This is a genomic window from Burkholderia sp. DN3021 (assembly GCF_049805555.1).
GTDB lineage: Bacteria > Pseudomonadota > Gammaproteobacteria > Burkholderiales > Burkholderiaceae > Burkholderia > Burkholderia pyrrocinia_C.
The window spans coordinates 1-15,366 of sequence record NZ_JBNCAB010000122.1 but is presented as its reverse complement, the minus strand read 5'-3'; the positions used below and the strand labels follow the sequence as shown (position 1 = coordinate 15,366).

Sequence of the window (15,366 nt, the reverse complement as noted above, 5' to 3'; positions counted from 1 at the left end):
CGGCCGCGCTCGTGCCGCTCGTGGCCGCGATCGGTACGGCGGCGGGCGGCGGCGCATAACGATCGGCCGCGCCGCGCAGCGCCAGCGCGCGATCGCGCACGGGCTGCAACTGCATGTCGGCGCTCGACATCGTGTACGCGGTGCCGCGCGTCGTGTCGTACACGGCCTTCAGCAGAAGGACTTCATCCTTGCGCCACGTGACCCAGCGGCGCTGGCTGTCCTGCCAGCCGCGCTTCGCATCGGCCGGCGCATCCTTCAACAGGCGCTGGTACGCGCCGTCCATCACCGCCTGCCACTGCTGCTGCGCTTCGCCCATGCACTGGATCTGGCCGGCCGTCGACGACCGGTCGCGCCGCGCGAGGCATTGCCGCATCGCGACGTCGATCGGGTCGGCCGCCGCGACTTCCGCGTGTGCGACGCCCGGCCCCGCCAGCCCCGCCACCCCTGCCGCCCAGACGACGAGCGCGGCCACTGCCACGCGCATCGCCCGGAATCGTCCGTGCGTCGCCATCAGTCGCGCACGCAGTCGACGTAGTACTCGACGCGGCCGTTCACCTCTTCCGCGACGAGGCCGTGGATGTCGGTGTGGAAGCCCGGGAAACGCTCGTTGAAGTCGCGCGCGAACCGCAGGTAGTTCACGATCGTCTTGTTGAAGCGCTCGCCCGGGATCAGCAGCGGAATGCCCGGCGGGTACGGCGTCAGCAGGATGCTCGTCACGCGGCCTTCGAGCTCGTCGAGCGGCACGCGGTCGATCTTGCGGTGCGCGAGCTTCGCGAACGCGTCCGACGGCTTCATCGCCGGTTCCATGTCCGACAGGTACATCTCGGTCGTCAGGCGTGCGATGTCGTTCGCGCGGTACACGTCGTGGATCTGCGTGCACAGGTCGCGCAGGCCGACGCGCTCGTAGCGCGGATGCTGCGCGACGAATTCCGGCAGCACGCGCCACAGCGGCTGGTTGTTGTCATAGTCGTCCTTGAACTGCTGCAGCTCGGTCACCATCGAGTTCCAGCGGCCCTTCGTGATGCCGATCGTGAACATGATGAAGAACGAGTACAGGCCGGTCTTCTCGACGATGATCCCGTGCTCGGCCAGGTACTTCGTGACGATCGCGGCCGGAATGCCCGTCTCGCCGAACTCGCCGTCGACGTCGAGCCCCGGCGTGATGATCGTCGCCTTGATCGGGTCGAGCATGTTGAAGCCTTCCGCGAGCGGGCCGAAGCCATGCCAGTGGTCGTTCGGCTTCAGCATCCAGTCGTCGCGCGAACCGATGCCTTCTTCCGACAGGTTGTCCGGGCCCCACACGCTGAAGAACCAGTCGTCGCCGTATTCGGCGTCGACCTTGCGCATCGCGCGGCGGAAGTCGATCGCTTCCGCGATCGATTCCTCGACGAGCGCGGTGCCGCCCGGCGGCTCCATCATCGCGGCCGCGACGTCGCACGACGCGATGATCGCGTACTGCGGGCTCGTCGACGTATGCATCAGGTACGCCTCGTTGAAGCGGTGCTTGTCGAACGTGCGGTTCTCCGAATCCTGCACGACGATCTGCGACGCCTGCGAGATGCCGGCGAGCAGCTTGTGCGTCGAGTGCGTCGCGAACACGAGCGCGCCCGTGCGCGGGCGGCCGTCGCCGATCGCGTGCATGTCGCGATAGAAATCGTGGAACGTCGCGTGCGGCAGCCACGCTTCGTCGAAGTGCAGCGTGTCGAGCAGGTCGCCGAGCAGGTCCTTGATCATCTCGACGTTGTAGACGACGCCGTCGTACGTGCTCTGCGTGATCGTCAGGATTCGCGGCTTCATGTCCGGGTTCTCGCGCAGCGCCTCGCGCGCGAACGGGTTCGCCTCGATCTTCTTGCGGATGTTCTCCGGCTTGAATTCGTCGCGCGGGATCGGCCCGATGATGCCGAAATGGTTGCGCGTCGGCGTCAGGAACACCGGAATCGCGCCCGTCATCGTGATCGCGTGCAGGATCGACTTGTGGCAGTTGCGGTCGACCAGCACGATGTCGCCGGGCGCGACCGTCGCGTGCCAGACGATCTTGTTCGACGTCGACGTGCCGTTGGTCACGAAGAACAGGTGATCGGCGCTGAAGATGCGCGCCGCATTGCGCTCGGACGCCGCGACCGGGCCCGTGTGATCGAGCAGTTGGCCGAGTTCGTCCACCGCGTTGCAGACGTCCGCGCGCAGCATGTTCTCGCCGAAGAACTGGTGGAACATCTGGCCGAGCGGGTTCTTCAGGAACGCGACGCCGCCCGAGTGGCCCGGGCAGTGCCACGAGTACGAGCCTTCGTCCGCGTACTTGACGAGTTCCTTGAAGAACGGCGGCGCGAGCGAGTCGAGATAGACCTTCGCCTCGCGGATGATGTGGCGCGCGACGAACTCCGGCGTGTCCTCGAACATGTGGATGAAGCCGTGCAGCTCGCGCAGGATGTCGTTCGGCAGATGCCGCGACGTACGCGTCTCGCCGTACAGGAAGATCGGGATGTCCGCGTTGCGGCGGCGCACTTCGGTGACGAACGCGCGCAGCTCGATGATCGCGGTCGCGAGCTCGGGCAGCTCGCCGTCCGGGCCGGTTTCGCCGAGCATGAGTTCGTCGTCGTCGATCGACAGGATGAAGCACGACGCGCGGCTCGACTGCTGCGCGAACGACGTCAGATCGCCGTAGCTCGTGAGGCCGAGGACTTCGACGCCCTCTTTCTCGATCGCTTCGGCCAACGCCCGGATGCCGGAGCCCGAGATGTTCTCGGAGCGGAAATCTTCGTCGATGATGACGACGGGGAAACGAAACTTCATGGGCGATTCTCCAAAAAGAACGACCGCGGCGCGTCACGCGCAGCGGTCACCCGGAAACTGGTGAGACGATATGCAACCAGATCAGGTTTTCGGCAGCGTGACACCGCGCTGCCCCTGATACTTGCCGCCGCGATCGGCGTACGACACGTCGCACACTTCGTCGCTCTCGAAGAAGAGCACCTGCGCGACGCCTTCGTTCGCGTAGATCTTCGCGGGCAGCGGCGTGGTGTTCGAGAATTCCAGCGTGACGTAGCCTTCCCACTCGGGCTCGAACGGCGTCACGTTGACGATGATCCCGCAGCGCGCATAGGTCGACTTGCCGAGGCAGACCGTCAGCACGGTGCGCGGGATGCGGAAATATTCGACGGTGCGGGCCAGCGCGAACGAGTTCGGCGGGATGATGCACACGTCGCCCTTGAAATCGACAAACGAACCCTCGTCGAAGTTCTTCGGATCGACGATCGTCGAGTTGATGTTCGTGAAGATCTTGAATTCGTCTGCGCAGCGGATGTCGTAGCCATAGCTCGACGTGCCGTAGCTGACGATCCGGCGGCCGTCCTCGGACGCGCGAACCTGATCGGGCACGAACGGCTCGATCATCTTGTGCTCTTCGGCCATGCGCCGAATCCACTTGTCGGACTTGATGCTCATGTCAGCCTCCGCCGGGCCGTCCCAAGGAGGCTGACCGCCCCCTCGGAGGGCAGCGAACAAAGTGAGCGTGAGGGTCGATTCATATCGGGGCGCCAGGAAACGCTGCGTGACAGTCAGGGAGGGCCGCTCGCGCGAGGCGGCGGCCGGGAAAGGCGGACATTTTACGCGATCATCGGCCCGCGCACGCGGCAGCCGTCAGCGGATCACGCCGCAGGCGAGCGCGGGCCCCGCGCCATGCTGCGCAAACGCGGGATCGCTCGGGTCGCGGTGCACCAGCGCCGAGCGGCTCATCGCCGAGCGCACGCCATCGAGGGCCAGATCGGGAGCGACGATGAAGCCGGCCGCGACACCGTTCGCATCCGCATGGATGTTGCCGAGGTCGCCGGCGACGCGGGCGCCCGCGCGCAGACGGTCGGCGGCCGGCGCGAACACCTGGCCGGCGCTCGAGCCGTCGCCCGCGTTGCAGTCGCCGCGCTCGTGCACCTGCAGCGCGTGATCGCTGTTCGGCGGCAGGCCGACCAGGTTGTAGGTGACCTGGACGCCGTCCGGACGCTCGACGAACGTCACCGCGCCGCGCGCCTGCGAACCGACCGTCGGCTGCAGTTGTGCGTCGGCCCGTTTTTCGTGCGACGAGGAAAAGGAGGTGCAGCCGGCCAGCAGGCCCAGCGCGGCGACGGCCAGCAGCGCGTGCCGCGCGCGGCCGGCGCGCACCCCGTGATGTCGTTGTTTCATTCGATCCTCATGCCGGCTGACGGCCGTTTGACACGGCGGCCATGCCGGGCGGGTAAAGGGACCCGGGAAAAGTCGCCATGATACCGCGCCTCGCGGCGCCGTAAACAGCGTGAGGCCCCGCCCCGCAAGGGTTTTACGTATTTTGAACAACGATGGTTGGGAACTTCGACGTCATGTCGCGCGCGCGCTCGGCAATCGCCAGCGCGACCCCGCGTGCGATGTCGCGGTAGCGACGCGCCAGCGCGCCGTCCGGATCGGCCGCGACCGTCGGCGTGCCGCTGTCGGCCCGCTCGCGGATCGCGATGTCGAGCGGCAGGCTGCCGAGCACGTTCACATCGTAGTCCTTCGCCATCCGCTCGGCCCCGCCGGCGCCGAAGATATGCTCCTCGTGGCCGCAGTTCGAGCAGATGTGGATGCTCATGTTCTCGACGATGCCGAGGATCGGAATCCCGACCTTCTCGAACATCTTCAGGCCCTTCTTCGCGTCGAGCAGCGCGATGTCCTGCGGCGTCGTGACGATCACCGCGCCCGTGACGGGCACGCGCTGCGCGAGCGTCAGCTGGATGTCGCCCGTGCCGGGCGGCATGTCGACGATCAGGTAGTCGAGCTCGCGCCAGTTGGTCTGGCGCAGCAACTGCTCGAGCGCGGAGGTCGCCATCGGGCCGCGCCACACCATCGGGTTGTCTTCCTCGATCAGGAAGCCGATCGAGTTCGCCTGCAGCCCGTGACCGACGAGCGGGTTCATCGACTGGTTGTCGGGCGACTCGGGGCGCTGGCCGTGGATGCCGAGCATCGTCGGCAGCGACGGGCCATAGATGTCGGCGTCGAGAATGCCGACCGATGCGCCTTCCGCGGCGAGCGCGAGCGCGAGGTTCACGGCCGTCGTGCTCTTGCCGACGCCGCCCTTGCCCGACGCCACCGCGACGATGTTCTTCACGTTCGGCAGCAGCTTCACGCCGCGCTGCACCGTGTGCGCGACGATCTCCTGCGACACGGCGACGCGCGCGTCGCGCACGCCCGGCACTGCCTGGAGCGCCGCCGCAACGCGTGCGCGCACGTCGTCGTGCTGGCTGCGCGCGGGATAACCGAGCACCACGTCGAGCGCCACGACATCGCCGTCGATCGCGACGTTGCGCACGCCCTTGTTCGCCGCATACGGCCGGCCGGTATTGGGGTCGACGACAGCCGCCAGTGCGGCGTCGACTTGTGCCCGGTCAATGCTCATCGAAACTCCGTGAAAACGTTTTTCTCGCGCGCAAACGTCAAAAAATATCAAATTACGCTGCGAAAATCGGGAAAAGTGAAAGAATCTGTTGCATGCCATTGCGCGAACGCGCGACCCGGCGCACTCTTCGCGTGCGGCACGCTATGGGGCCAAATCGGCCACTAACCGCCTATATTGTAGAGGCTGACGCGTCGCGCTGTCCGAACAGCCATGTTGACGGACAGGGCATGCGGCCGCCTCGGCGGCTGCCGCGAGCGCCGGGCCCGCCCTCCTTTTTCGGGCGGCCTGTGCGGGGAGCCGTAACTGTAGTTGTCGTTGTCGACTCGTTCAACCAAGAGAGGAATCCAAGATGAACATGAAAATCGCGACTCGCCTGTCCGTCTTCGCCCTGGCCGGTGCAGTGCTGGCCGGCTGCGCATCGCCGCAAGGCACCAACACGGCCGTCGGTACCGGCACGGGTGCGGCACTGGGCGCGGGCATCGGCGCACTGGCGGGCGGCGGCAAGGGCGCGGCGATCGGCGCGGGCGTCGGCGCGCTGGTCGGCGGCGTGACGGGTTACAACTGGCAGGCGATCAGGAACAAGCTCGCGCCGTCGGCAGCGCAGACGGGCACGCAGGTGACCGAGCAGCCGGACGGCTCGCTGAAGCTGAACGTGCCGAGCTCGGTGACGTTCGCGACGAACCAGTACGCGATCACGCCGGCATTCACGCCGCTGCTGAACGACCTGGCGACGACGCTGAACCAGAACCCGCAAGTGACGGCATCGGTCGTCGGCTACACGGACAGCACGGGCTCGGCGCAGCTGAACCAGACGCTGTCGCAGAACCGCGCGCAAAGCGTCGTGAACGCGCTCGCGCAGCGCGGCGTCAACGCCGGCCGCCTGTCGGCGCAGGGCATGGGCCCGTCGAACCCGATCGCGGACAACGCGACCGAAGCCGGCCGCGCACAGAACCGCCGCGTCGAAATCTACCTGCGTGCAGCGCAGGCGCAATAAGCGCACGACGAGGGGAAGACGCGGGCACGCCGCCCGCGCAGCCCCGCGGGACAAGGCTTCCGTCGGGGCCGGTAACAAATCGAAAAAAATTTCGAACTTCCGTCGCGGGCCGTGGTCAGTATTTACGGTACGCGGCTGGGAGTTGCCGGCGCGTCACCATTCTCCTCTTGTCGTTGTTGCTCCGGGGCCGTATCCGCCCCGGTTTTTTTTGCCTGCAGAATTCATGCTGCAGCGCAGCAGCACCGCCGGTTCCGGCGCCCGCCACGCGGCGCCGGCCCGCCTCCCCGGCCCGCGCCCCTGCTAGAATCGCAGTTTCCCGTCGTATTTCCGCCGTTCCTCTACAGACCTTATGTCCGCAACCGACCTCACTTCCGTGCAGGCTGCGGCGCCGCAAGGCGCGCGCCAGATCCTCGTTACGTCCGCACTGCCCTATGCCAATGGGCAGATCCACATCGGCCACCTGGTCGAATACATCCAGACCGACATCTGGGTGCGGACGCTGCGAATGCACGGTCACGAGGTCTACTACATCGGGGCCGACGACACGCACGGCACGCCGATCATGCTGCGCGCGGAGAAGGAAGGCCTGAGCCCGAAGCAGTTGATCGACCGCGTCTGGACCGAGCACAAGCGCGACTTCGACAGCTTCGGCGTGTCGTTCGACAACTTCTACTCGACCGACTCGGACGAGAACCGCGTGCTGAGCGAGCAGATCTACCTCGCGCTGCGGGAAGCCGGCCTGATCGCCGAACGCGAGATCGAGCAGGCGTACGACCCGGTCAAGGAAATGTTCCTGCCGGACCGCTTCATCAAGGGCGAGTGCCCGAAGTGCCACGCGAAGGACCAGTACGGCGACAACTGCGAGGTGTGCGGCTCGACCTACCTGCCGACCGAGCTGCTGAACCCGTATTCGGTGGTGTCGGGTGCAACGCCGGTGCGCAAGACGTCGAAGCACTACTTCTTCCGCCTGTCCGACCCGCGCTGCGAGACGTTCCTGCGCGAATGGGTGAGCGGCCTCGCGCAGCCCGAAGCGACCAACAAGATGCGCGAATGGCTCGGCGACGCCGGCGAGGCCAAGCTCGCCGACTGGGACATCTCGCGTGACGCGCCGTACTTCGGCTTCGAGATCCCGGGCGCGCCCGGCAAGTATTTCTACGTGTGGCTCGACGCGCCGGTCGGCTACTACGCGAGCTTCAAGAACCTGTGCGACCGCAACGGCATCGATTTCGACGCGTGGATCCGCGCGGGCTCGAAGGCCGAGCAGTACCACTTCATCGGCAAGGACATCCTGTACTTCCACACGCTGTTCTGGCCCGCGATGCTCGAGTTCTCGGGCCACCGCACGCCGACCAACGTGTTCGCGCACGGCTTCCTGACGGTCGACGGCGCGAAGATGTCGAAGTCGCGCGGCACGTTCATCACCGCGCAGAGCTACATCGACACGGGCCTGAACCCCGAGTGGCTGCGCTACTACTTCGCCGCGAAGCTGAACGCGACGATGGAAGACATCGACCTGAACCTCGACGACTTCCAGGCGCGCGTGAACAGCGACCTCGTCGGCAAGTACGTGAACATCGCGAGCCGCGCGGCCGGCTTCCTGCTCAAGCGCTTCGACGGCCGCGTGCAGGACAGCGCGATGAACCATCCGCTCGTCGCGAAGCTGCGCGATGCGATTCCCGCGATCGCCGCGAACTACGAAGCACGCGAATACAGCCGCGCGCTGCGCCACACGATGGAGCTCGCGGACGACGTGAACGCGTACGTCGACGGCGCGAAGCCGTGGGAGCTCGCAAAGGATCCGGCCAACGCGGTCGCGCTGCACGAAACCTGCAGCGTGAGCCTCGAGGCGTTCCGCCTGCTGTCGCTCGCGCTGAAGCCGGTGATGCCGCGCGTCGCCGAATCCGTCGAGGCGTTCTTCGGCGTCGCGCCGCTCGCGTGGGCCGATGCCGCGAAGCCGCTGTCGTCGGAACAGCCGATCAAGGCATACCAGCACCTGATGACGCGCGTCGACGCGAAGCAGATCGACGCGCTGCTCGCCGCGAACCGCGATTCGCTGCAGGCCGACGCGGCTGCTGCAAGCGCGAACGCCGCGAAGGACTCGAAGAATGCGAAGAACGCCAAGGCGAACGCGAAGCCGGCCGTCGTGAACGGCGCCGACGACGCCCCCATCTCGATCGACGATTTCGCGAAGATCGACCTGCGCATCGCGAAGATCGTCGCGTGCCAGGCCGTCGAAGGCTCGGACAAGCTGCTGCAGCTCACGCTCGACATCGGCGAGGAAAAGACCCGCAACGTGTTCTCGGGCATCAAGTCCGCGTACCAGCCCGAGCAGCTCGTCGGCAAGCTGACGGTGATGGTCGCGAACCTCGCGCCGCGCAAGATGAAGTTCGGCCTGTCCGAAGGGATGGTGCTCGCGGCGTCGGCAACCGACGAGAAGTCCGAGCCGGGCCTCTACATCCTCGAGCCGCACAGCGGCGCGAAGCCCGGCATGCGCGTGAAGTAAGCAGCACACGCCACTGCTTGAGAAGAAAGCCTCGCACGATACGTGCGGGGCTTTTTTTCATGGCGTGGCGCGCGCAGCACCGCCCGACGCGCAGCGCGCGAGTTCGGCTAACATGGCGACGACATCGGGCCCGCCGGATTCCGAAGACCGCATCCAGCGGTCCACCCAGGCCGTGGCGGCAGGCCCCACCCAAGAATAACGACATGACACACACTTCCGACGCCCCGCCAGCGGAACGCACGCGTGCTTCGCCGCGCGCGAGCCGTGCCCGCGCCCCGATCACGATTCCGCTCGTGCCGATCGCGCACGCCAACGCCGTCGCGCCGCTCGTCGCGCGCAGCCGCGCGTTCGACACGCTCGCCCGGCGCTTCGCGTGGCTCGCGTTGCGCGAGCCGCCCGCCGACGACAGCCGCCGCTGGCATGTCCATACCGTTGCCGGCCGAACGATCCGCTTCGCGCAGCCGCTCACGTTCACGCCGTACGCGGCGGCGCAGCCCTGCTCCGCGCGTTGCCGGTTCTGCTCGGAAACGCTGGTCGACGAAACCGCGTCGGGCCCGGTAGCGGCAGGCCTGCGCCCGGCGGCCGACTATTTCGACACGCTGCGGCGTGCGCTGAGCACCCTGCGCGGCGTGCCGCTGTCGTACTCGCTGTCCGGGCTCGAGAACACGGACGATCCGCGCTGGCTGCTGTCGCTCGTCGCGACGCTCGGCGCGGCCGGCGACGACGGTCCGGACGCAACCGGCAGCGTGCTGTACACAAACGGCGCCGGGCTCGTCGAACACGGCGACGCGCTGCTGCCGGCCCTCGCGGACTTCGGCATCTCATGGCTCGAATGGTCGCGTCATCACGACCGCGAAGACGTGAACCAGTCGATCATGCGCTTTCGGCCAGGCCGGCACGTGAGGCACCAGCACGCGTTCGAAACGGCATTTGCCGCCGCGCGCGCGCACTTTCCGGTCAAGCTCGTCTGCATCGTGCAGCGCGGCGGCATCGAGACGCCGGCGGACGTGCTCCGCTATCTGGCCCATGCACGCGCGCTCGGGGCCCGCTCGGTGATCTTCCGCGAGTTCTCCGCGCTGCCCGACACCTATCGGCACAACGCGACGCGGCGCTACATCGACCGCACGCGCGTTCCGATCGACGCGCTGCTGCTCGCCTGCGCGGCGGACGCCGCGTTTTCCGCGCAGTACGAACCGATCGCGCTGACGGGCGGCTACTACTTCTGGAATGCGCGCTGGACGCATCGCGACGGCTTCGAGGTCGTGTTCGAGACGTCCGACTACGGCGCGATGCGCGAGCACGAGTTGCGCGATGCCGTGTACAAGCTCGTGTTCCACCCGAACGGCAACCTGTGCGCCGGCTGGCATCCGGCGCGCGACATCCTGTGGAGCAACGATGACCGTCGTGACTAGCTGGCTGCGCCTGACCGACGAGGCCGCCGACACCACCCTGCCCGCCGACCTGCGCGCGCGGGATGCGTTTGCCGCGCGCGATTGCGGCTGGGTCGAGCAGATGATGCCATTCATCGGCAGCCACGCGACGCCGGGCGGCTGGATCGTCGATCCGTTCGGCGGCTTCGGCACGACGCTCGTCGCCGCCGCGCGATGCGGCGTGCCGGCGCTCGGCGTCGAGATCGACCCGGCGCGCGTCGCATTCGCACGCGAACGACTCGCGCGCACGGGCGCGCCACCCGCCCGCTATCCGGTGCTGGCCGGCGACCTGTCGAGCGACGCGACGCAGGCCGCGGCACGCCGCGCCGGCGGCCCGTTCACGCTGTGCCTGACGAGCGTGCCCTACTTCGGCTGCACGGGGTTGCCCGACAGCCCGCGCGACGGGCAACTGTACGGCGTCGATTGCTATGCGCCGTATCTCGAGCGGATGCGCAACGTGTTCGCCGGCGTGCATGCGCTGCTCGAGCCGGGCGGCTGGTGCATCGCGATGGCGCAGAACCTGCGGGTCGGCGGCCGGTTCGTGCCGCTGGCATGGGATGTCGCGCGATTGCTCGGCGAGCGCTTCGTGTTGCACGACGAACGCGTGCTGATCTACGAACGCGCCGACGGCCCGGCGCCGCACGGCGCCGGCGCCACCGACCGCACGCATGAATACGCGCTCGTGTGCCGCAAGGCGCCGCTCGCGAGTGACGTCGACGCAGCCCGCGCGCTGGTGGCCGCGCTGACGTGGGAGGGCTTCGCGTTCGCGGTGATCGGCGGCTTCGCGCAACGGCTCGCGGCGGCAGCGGACGATGCCGCCGCTGCGCCGCTGAACGACGTCGACCTCGTCGTGCCGCCCGACGATGCGGATCTGTCACGGCTGCTGCAATGGCTCGACGCCGACGGCTTCTCGATCGAATCGTGGAATGCGCGGGTGACGCCGCCGGTCGCGGCTGCCGCGCTGCAATACCGCCACTACTTCCGCGCACGGCGGCTTGATGCACGCGGCCGCTGGCTGCAGGTCGACGTGACGGTCGCCGCTACGCGCGAAGCCTTCGACGCATGCCTGCGCGCCGACCCGAGGCCGGGCGCGTCGGGCTGAGCGGGGGCCGGAGCGCGCCCCTTGATCACCGCTGCCCGAACCAGCGATCGAAGCGCCGCGTGTAGTTCAGGTCGACGCCCTGGAACGTGCCGCCGTACGCGGACACCGACCAGAAGCGCGTCAGGTTGATCGTCGCCTTGAACGCGTTGCTGGCCGACTGCAGCCCCTGCTCGTAGCCGAGCACGAAGCGCTCGTTGATCGCCTTCGACACCTGCACGACCTGGGGATCGGTCAGGCCGACGTCGCTGCGGCCGATCGAGAATTCGTCGAGGCCGATGGTCTGCGCGACGCGCTTGCCGGTCGCGCTGCCGAGCAGCGCGAGCGCGGCCGTCATCGCGCCCTGCTGGCCGACGTTGTTGCCCTGGTCGGTGCCGTGCCCGAACAGCAGCCACGACAGCTTCTCGTTGTCGGTGACGTTCGGCTCGGACACGAGCTTGACCGTCGACGACTGGATCATGCCCGTCACCTGCACGCCGGCCTCGACCTCCTGGTTGCGCCGCATCGCGAGGATGTTGACGCCCGGGTTCGACACGGGCCCGTTGAACGTGAAGAAGCCGTTCTCGATCGCCAGCTTGCGGCCGAACGCCGTGTACGTCGATCCTTCGGTCACGCGCACGTTGCCGACCGCACGCAGCGGCACGCCCGGCGCGCTCATCACGGTGATCGTGCCGCGCAGCCCGAGATCCGCGCCGTGGCCCTTGAAGCGGAAGTTGTTGCCGAGGCCGATGTCGATGTTCGCGCGCGGCGCGAGCGACGGCGCCGGCTTGTCCGTGGCCGGCGGCGGCTTCGCGACCGCTGTGCCGGTCGGCGTCTCGCCGCGCACCGTGCCGTCCGGCTGCACGATCACGACATCGTCGGACAGGTGCGGCGCCGCTTCCTCGGGCAGGTCGAACAGCGCGCGGTCGACGACGAACTTGCCGTCGATCGACAGCGCGCCGCGCGGCCCGTCGTTCGCGACCGTCGCCTTGCCCGACAGCGACAGCTTGCGGTCCGGCGCCGCGAACAGTTCGAGCTTGTCCGCGACGATGCTCGCGGTCAGGTCGGGCGCCTCGCCGTCGAGGCGCACGCGGCCGAGCGCGCGCAGCGTGCCGTCGCCGCCGTGGAACTCGACCTGCTGGAATTCGACGAGGTTTTCCGAGAGCTTCACGCGCACGATGCCGTCCTTCAACTGCACGCCCTGGTCGACGAGCGTCGCGGACAGGTCGTCGCCCGTCAGCATCCCCGACAGGTTCGGCTTCACCGGCGTGCCGGCGACCGTCAGCTTCAGCGCCGCGCGCCCGCCGAGCAGGTAGCTCGGCCCGAACAGATTGCCGGTCGCTTTCAGCGACGGGATATCGGCGTCGATGCGGCCCGACAGCGGGCCGTCGTCGACGACCCCGAACACGCCGTCGCGCAGCGCGAACGGCACCGTGACGTTCGCATCGAGCGTGCCGATCCGGTTCGCCTTCGCGAGCGCCGTCACGTTGAGCCGGTTGCCGGGCGCGAAGCTCGCGCGCGCGGACAGGTCGGTCAGCCCGAGCGACGCGATGCCTCGCCCGCTCTCGATCGTCACGTCGCCGCCGCGGCGCTTCACCTGCACGTAGCCCGTCGCGTTCGCGCCGAGCGAGAAATCCCAGTCGGCATCGAGCACGACGTCGGTGCGCACCGGCGGCCGCTGGCCCGTCAGCGCCTGGCGGACCTCGAAGAAGCGTGCGACCGATGCGCCTCTCACCGAGCCCGCCGAGCGCATCTGGCCGTGATCGAACACGAACGACTTCAGGTCGATCGCCGCGCCTTCGAGCGTGAGCCGCGTCGCGCCGAGCGTCACGCGGCCGGCGCCGGCCGACACGGTGAGCGGCGCCTGCAGCGCGACGGCCGGCGTGCCGCGGTTCGCAAGGCGCGTGACGGTGCCGTCCCAGCGCATCCCGTCGCGGTTCTCGATCACGCCGCCGTTCGCCGCGAGCGTCACGTCGATCACGCGGCCGCCGGTCGTCCCGAGCGCCGATGCGTCGAGCGTGTGCTTCGCGCGCGTGCCGTTCAGATTCGCGCGCAGCGATTTCAGCTTCAGCGAGCCGAGCGCGATGTCGGTCGCGTCGGCCGTGAACACGAGTGCGCCGTGCGCGCCGTCGCGGATGTCCGCGCGGCCTTGCGCGGCGCCGATCCGGTTCGATCCGACGACGACGCGCTCGGCCTTGTAGGTGGCCGTCACGTTCGGGTGCGCGAAGCTGCCGGTCAGGTCGCCCTGCGCCTGCACGAGCCCTTCCACGCCGAAACCGAGCCGGTCGAGCTGCGGCGCGTCGACGACGAAGCGCAGCCGGTCGCCGGGCGCGCCGAAGCTGCCGCGCAAATCGACGTGGTTGCCTGCGATCGACAGGCTTGCGTTGCTCGGCAGGATTCGCGAGCCGGCGAGTTGCACGACGCCGGCGCCGGTCAACGGCACGCCGTCGTACAGGCTGTCGCCGAGCTTGAAGGTCGCCTTCGTCGACACCTGCGGCGCAAACGCGCCCGACGCGGTCAGCGTGCCCGACACGCGCGTCTCGCCGCGCCTGGCCGGCGCCTTTGCCTTGGCGGCCGCCTTGCCGCCGCCGGCCTTCGGCGCGCTCATCGCGGCGAGCAGCAGCGGATCGAACGCCGTCAGCGTCGCCTTCGCGTCGTAGCTCGAGTGCGCGTCGTGGCGAAACACGCCCGTCAGGTCGATACGACCCTTGGCCGCAGTCACGCGCGCGTCGGTCAGCACGGTCTGCTGCGGCGTCAGCGCGACCTTCGCGCGCGCGCCGAGCGCGAGCTTCGGGTCGTTCAGGTCGAAATCGACGGTCGTCACGTCGCCCGCGAGCGTCACGCCGAGCGGGCCGCCCAGGCGCATCGGCCGCAACTCGGCGACGAATGCGTTCAGGTCGAGGTTCGCGACCTTCAGGTCGAAGCGGCCCTTGCCGCCCGTCAGCGTGCCGCTGCCCGTCACGCTGCCGTCGCGGATCAGCTTCAGCGCGAGATCGTCGATCCGCTGCGCGTGCGCGTCGAGATGCACGTTCGCGTGCGCGTCGATCACCGGCAGCAGGTGATCGACGAGCGTGCCGGGCTTCGCGTTGACGATCGACACGGGGCCCGTCACCGCGAACCCCTTGGCGGGTGCAGCGCCGGCCGGCGCGGTCACGGGCGCGAGCTCCGCGCGCACCGCGAGATCGGCGGCCGGCGCGCCGGGTGCGAGCGCCTGCGGGTTCACGTGATCGAACGCGAGCGACGCGCGCGTGAGCGGCACCGCGCCGAACGGCGCGGCCTCGACGTGCGCGCGCCCGCTCAGCTTCATCCCGCTCGCATCGACGTCCGCGACGAGCGCCTCGAGCGAGCCCGACACGCGGGCCCGCGCGTCGACCGGCTCGTCGGACAGCTTGCCCGCGTAGGTGGCTTCGCCCGTCAGCGCGAACGGCTTCACGCCGTCGAGCTTCGCGCGCGCGGTCAGCGCGCCGTACGGCGTATCGACGCTATCGAGCACGAGTTCATGATGACGGCCGTCGCTGCGGCCGTTCAGCGCGAGGCGGTCGAGCTGCGTCGTCGATCCGCCGTCGTGAATCGCGAGGTGATCGACGCGCAGATCGTCGATCCGCAACTGCAGCGGCAGGCTGAGGTCCTGCGGCGTCGTGCTCGGCGTCGACGGGCCCGGTGCGATCCGCACGTCGATCGTGCCCGCGCGAAGATAGGCGATGGATAGCCGCCACGGCGCGCGGGTCAATGCCCAGCGGCCGTCGAGCCGGTCGATGCGGACCTCGGTGCCGGTGCCGTCGGGGCTCGTCCACGCGAAGCCGCGCAACCGCACGCCGGTCGCAAGCGAGCCGCCTTCGAGCGTGCCCGCGAGCCGTGCGCCGAGCACGCGCCCGGCCACCTGCCACGCGAGCCGCGTGCCGCGCTCGGTCGTCGCCGCGGCCAGCACGAGCCCGGCGGCCAGCACGACGAGCAGCACGGCCG

General features: G+C 68.8%; 10 protein-coding genes. 4 read left to right on the top strand and 6 right to left on the bottom strand.

From position 1 onward, the window contains the following. The 5 genes from ACPUER_RS33790 to apbC all read right to left on the bottom strand — a co-directional run. Window positions 1–511: lysozyme inhibitor LprI family protein (locus ACPUER_RS33790; protein WP_425133209.1), on the bottom strand; the 511-nt coding region annotated here is incomplete at its 3' end. Continuing rightward, entirely contained in the window at window positions 511–2,790 is a 2,280-nt protein-coding gene (locus ACPUER_RS33785) for an arginine/lysine/ornithine decarboxylase (protein WP_034178750.1), read from the bottom strand. The genes ACPUER_RS33790 and ACPUER_RS33785, both read right to left, overlap by 1 nt. Window positions 2,791–2,871: 81 nt before the next feature. Then, window positions 2,872–3,441, bottom strand: a complete 570-nt coding sequence (gene dcd / locus ACPUER_RS33780) for a dCTP deaminase (RefSeq protein ID WP_006398615.1) — start codon at window positions 3,439–3,441, stop codon at window positions 2,872–2,874. Between the two features lie 195 nt (window positions 3,442–3,636). Next, on the bottom strand, window positions 3,637–4,173 hold the full coding sequence (gene sodC, locus ACPUER_RS33775) for a superoxide dismutase [Cu-Zn] (protein ID WP_175962792.1): 537 nt from the start codon (window positions 4,171–4,173) through the stop codon (window positions 3,637–3,639). A gap of 133 nt (window positions 4,174–4,306) precedes the next feature. Further along, the gene (apbC, locus tag ACPUER_RS33770; RefSeq protein WP_034178752.1) at window positions 4,307–5,398 is read right to left on the bottom strand and encodes an iron-sulfur cluster carrier protein ApbC; all 1,092 of its coding nucleotides are present in this window, start codon (window positions 5,396–5,398) and stop codon (window positions 4,307–4,309) included. Between the two features lie 349 nt (window positions 5,399–5,747). Here apbC and ACPUER_RS33765 point away from each other — a divergent pair, with 349 nt between their 5' ends. The 4 genes from ACPUER_RS33765 (at window position 5,748) to ACPUER_RS33750 (ending at window position 11,427) form a co-directional block, all read left to right on the top strand. Next, window positions 5,748–6,392: an OmpA family protein gene (locus ACPUER_RS33765; protein ID WP_096471514.1), complete on the top strand. Its 645-nt coding sequence runs from the start codon at window positions 5,748–5,750 to the stop codon at window positions 6,390–6,392. 349 nt (window positions 6,393–6,741) lie between these two features. Then, on the top strand, window positions 6,742–8,895 hold the full coding sequence (gene metG / locus ACPUER_RS33760) for a methionine--tRNA ligase (protein ID WP_425133208.1): 2,154 nt from the start codon (window positions 6,742–6,744) through the stop codon (window positions 8,893–8,895). A 203-nt stretch (window positions 8,896–9,098) separates the two neighbouring features. Continuing rightward, on the top strand, window positions 9,099–10,307 hold the full coding sequence (locus ACPUER_RS33755) for a hypothetical protein (RefSeq protein ID WP_310138931.1): 1,209 nt from the start codon (window positions 9,099–9,101) through the stop codon (window positions 10,305–10,307). Then, window positions 10,291–11,427, top strand: a complete 1,137-nt coding sequence (locus tag ACPUER_RS33750) for a DNA methyltransferase (RefSeq protein ID WP_425133207.1) — start codon at window positions 10,291–10,293, stop codon at window positions 11,425–11,427. Before ACPUER_RS33755 ends, ACPUER_RS33750 begins: the two co-directional genes overlap by 17 nt. 25 nt (window positions 11,428–11,452) lie before the next feature. On the opposite strand, the gene ACPUER_RS33745 is transcribed toward ACPUER_RS33750, so the two are convergent. After that, complete coding sequence (locus ACPUER_RS33745) at window positions 11,453–15,361, bottom strand: translocation/assembly module TamB domain-containing protein (RefSeq protein WP_425133210.1); 3,909 nt, start codon at window positions 15,359–15,361, stop codon at window positions 11,453–11,455. Window positions 15,362–15,366 lie beyond the last annotated feature (5 nt).

Excerpts from the sequence above, each read along its gene's own strand:
- ACPUER_RS33785 (WP_034178750.1), bottom strand. The coding sequence starts at position 2,790 with ATGAAGTTTCGTTTCCCCGTCGTCATCATCGACGAAGATTTCCGCTCC.
- dcd (WP_006398615.1), bottom strand. The coding sequence starts at position 3,441 with ATGAGCATCAAGTCCGACAAGTGGATTCGGCGCATGGCCGAAGAGCAC.
- sodC (WP_175962792.1), bottom strand. The coding sequence starts at position 4,173 with ATGAAACAACGACATCACGGGGTGCGCGCCGGCCGCGCGCGGCACGCG.
- apbC (WP_034178752.1), bottom strand. The coding sequence starts at position 5,398 with ATGAGCATTGACCGGGCACAAGTCGACGCCGCACTGGCGGCTGTCGTC.
- ACPUER_RS33765 (WP_096471514.1), top strand. The coding sequence starts at position 5,748 with ATGAACATGAAAATCGCGACTCGCCTGTCCGTCTTCGCCCTGGCCGGT.
- metG (WP_425133208.1), top strand. The coding sequence starts at position 6,742 with ATGTCCGCAACCGACCTCACTTCCGTGCAGGCTGCGGCGCCGCAAGGC.
- ACPUER_RS33755 (WP_310138931.1), top strand. The coding sequence starts at position 9,099 with ATGACACACACTTCCGACGCCCCGCCAGCGGAACGCACGCGTGCTTCG.
- ACPUER_RS33750 (WP_425133207.1), top strand. The coding sequence starts at position 10,291 with ATGACCGTCGTGACTAGCTGGCTGCGCCTGACCGACGAGGCCGCCGAC.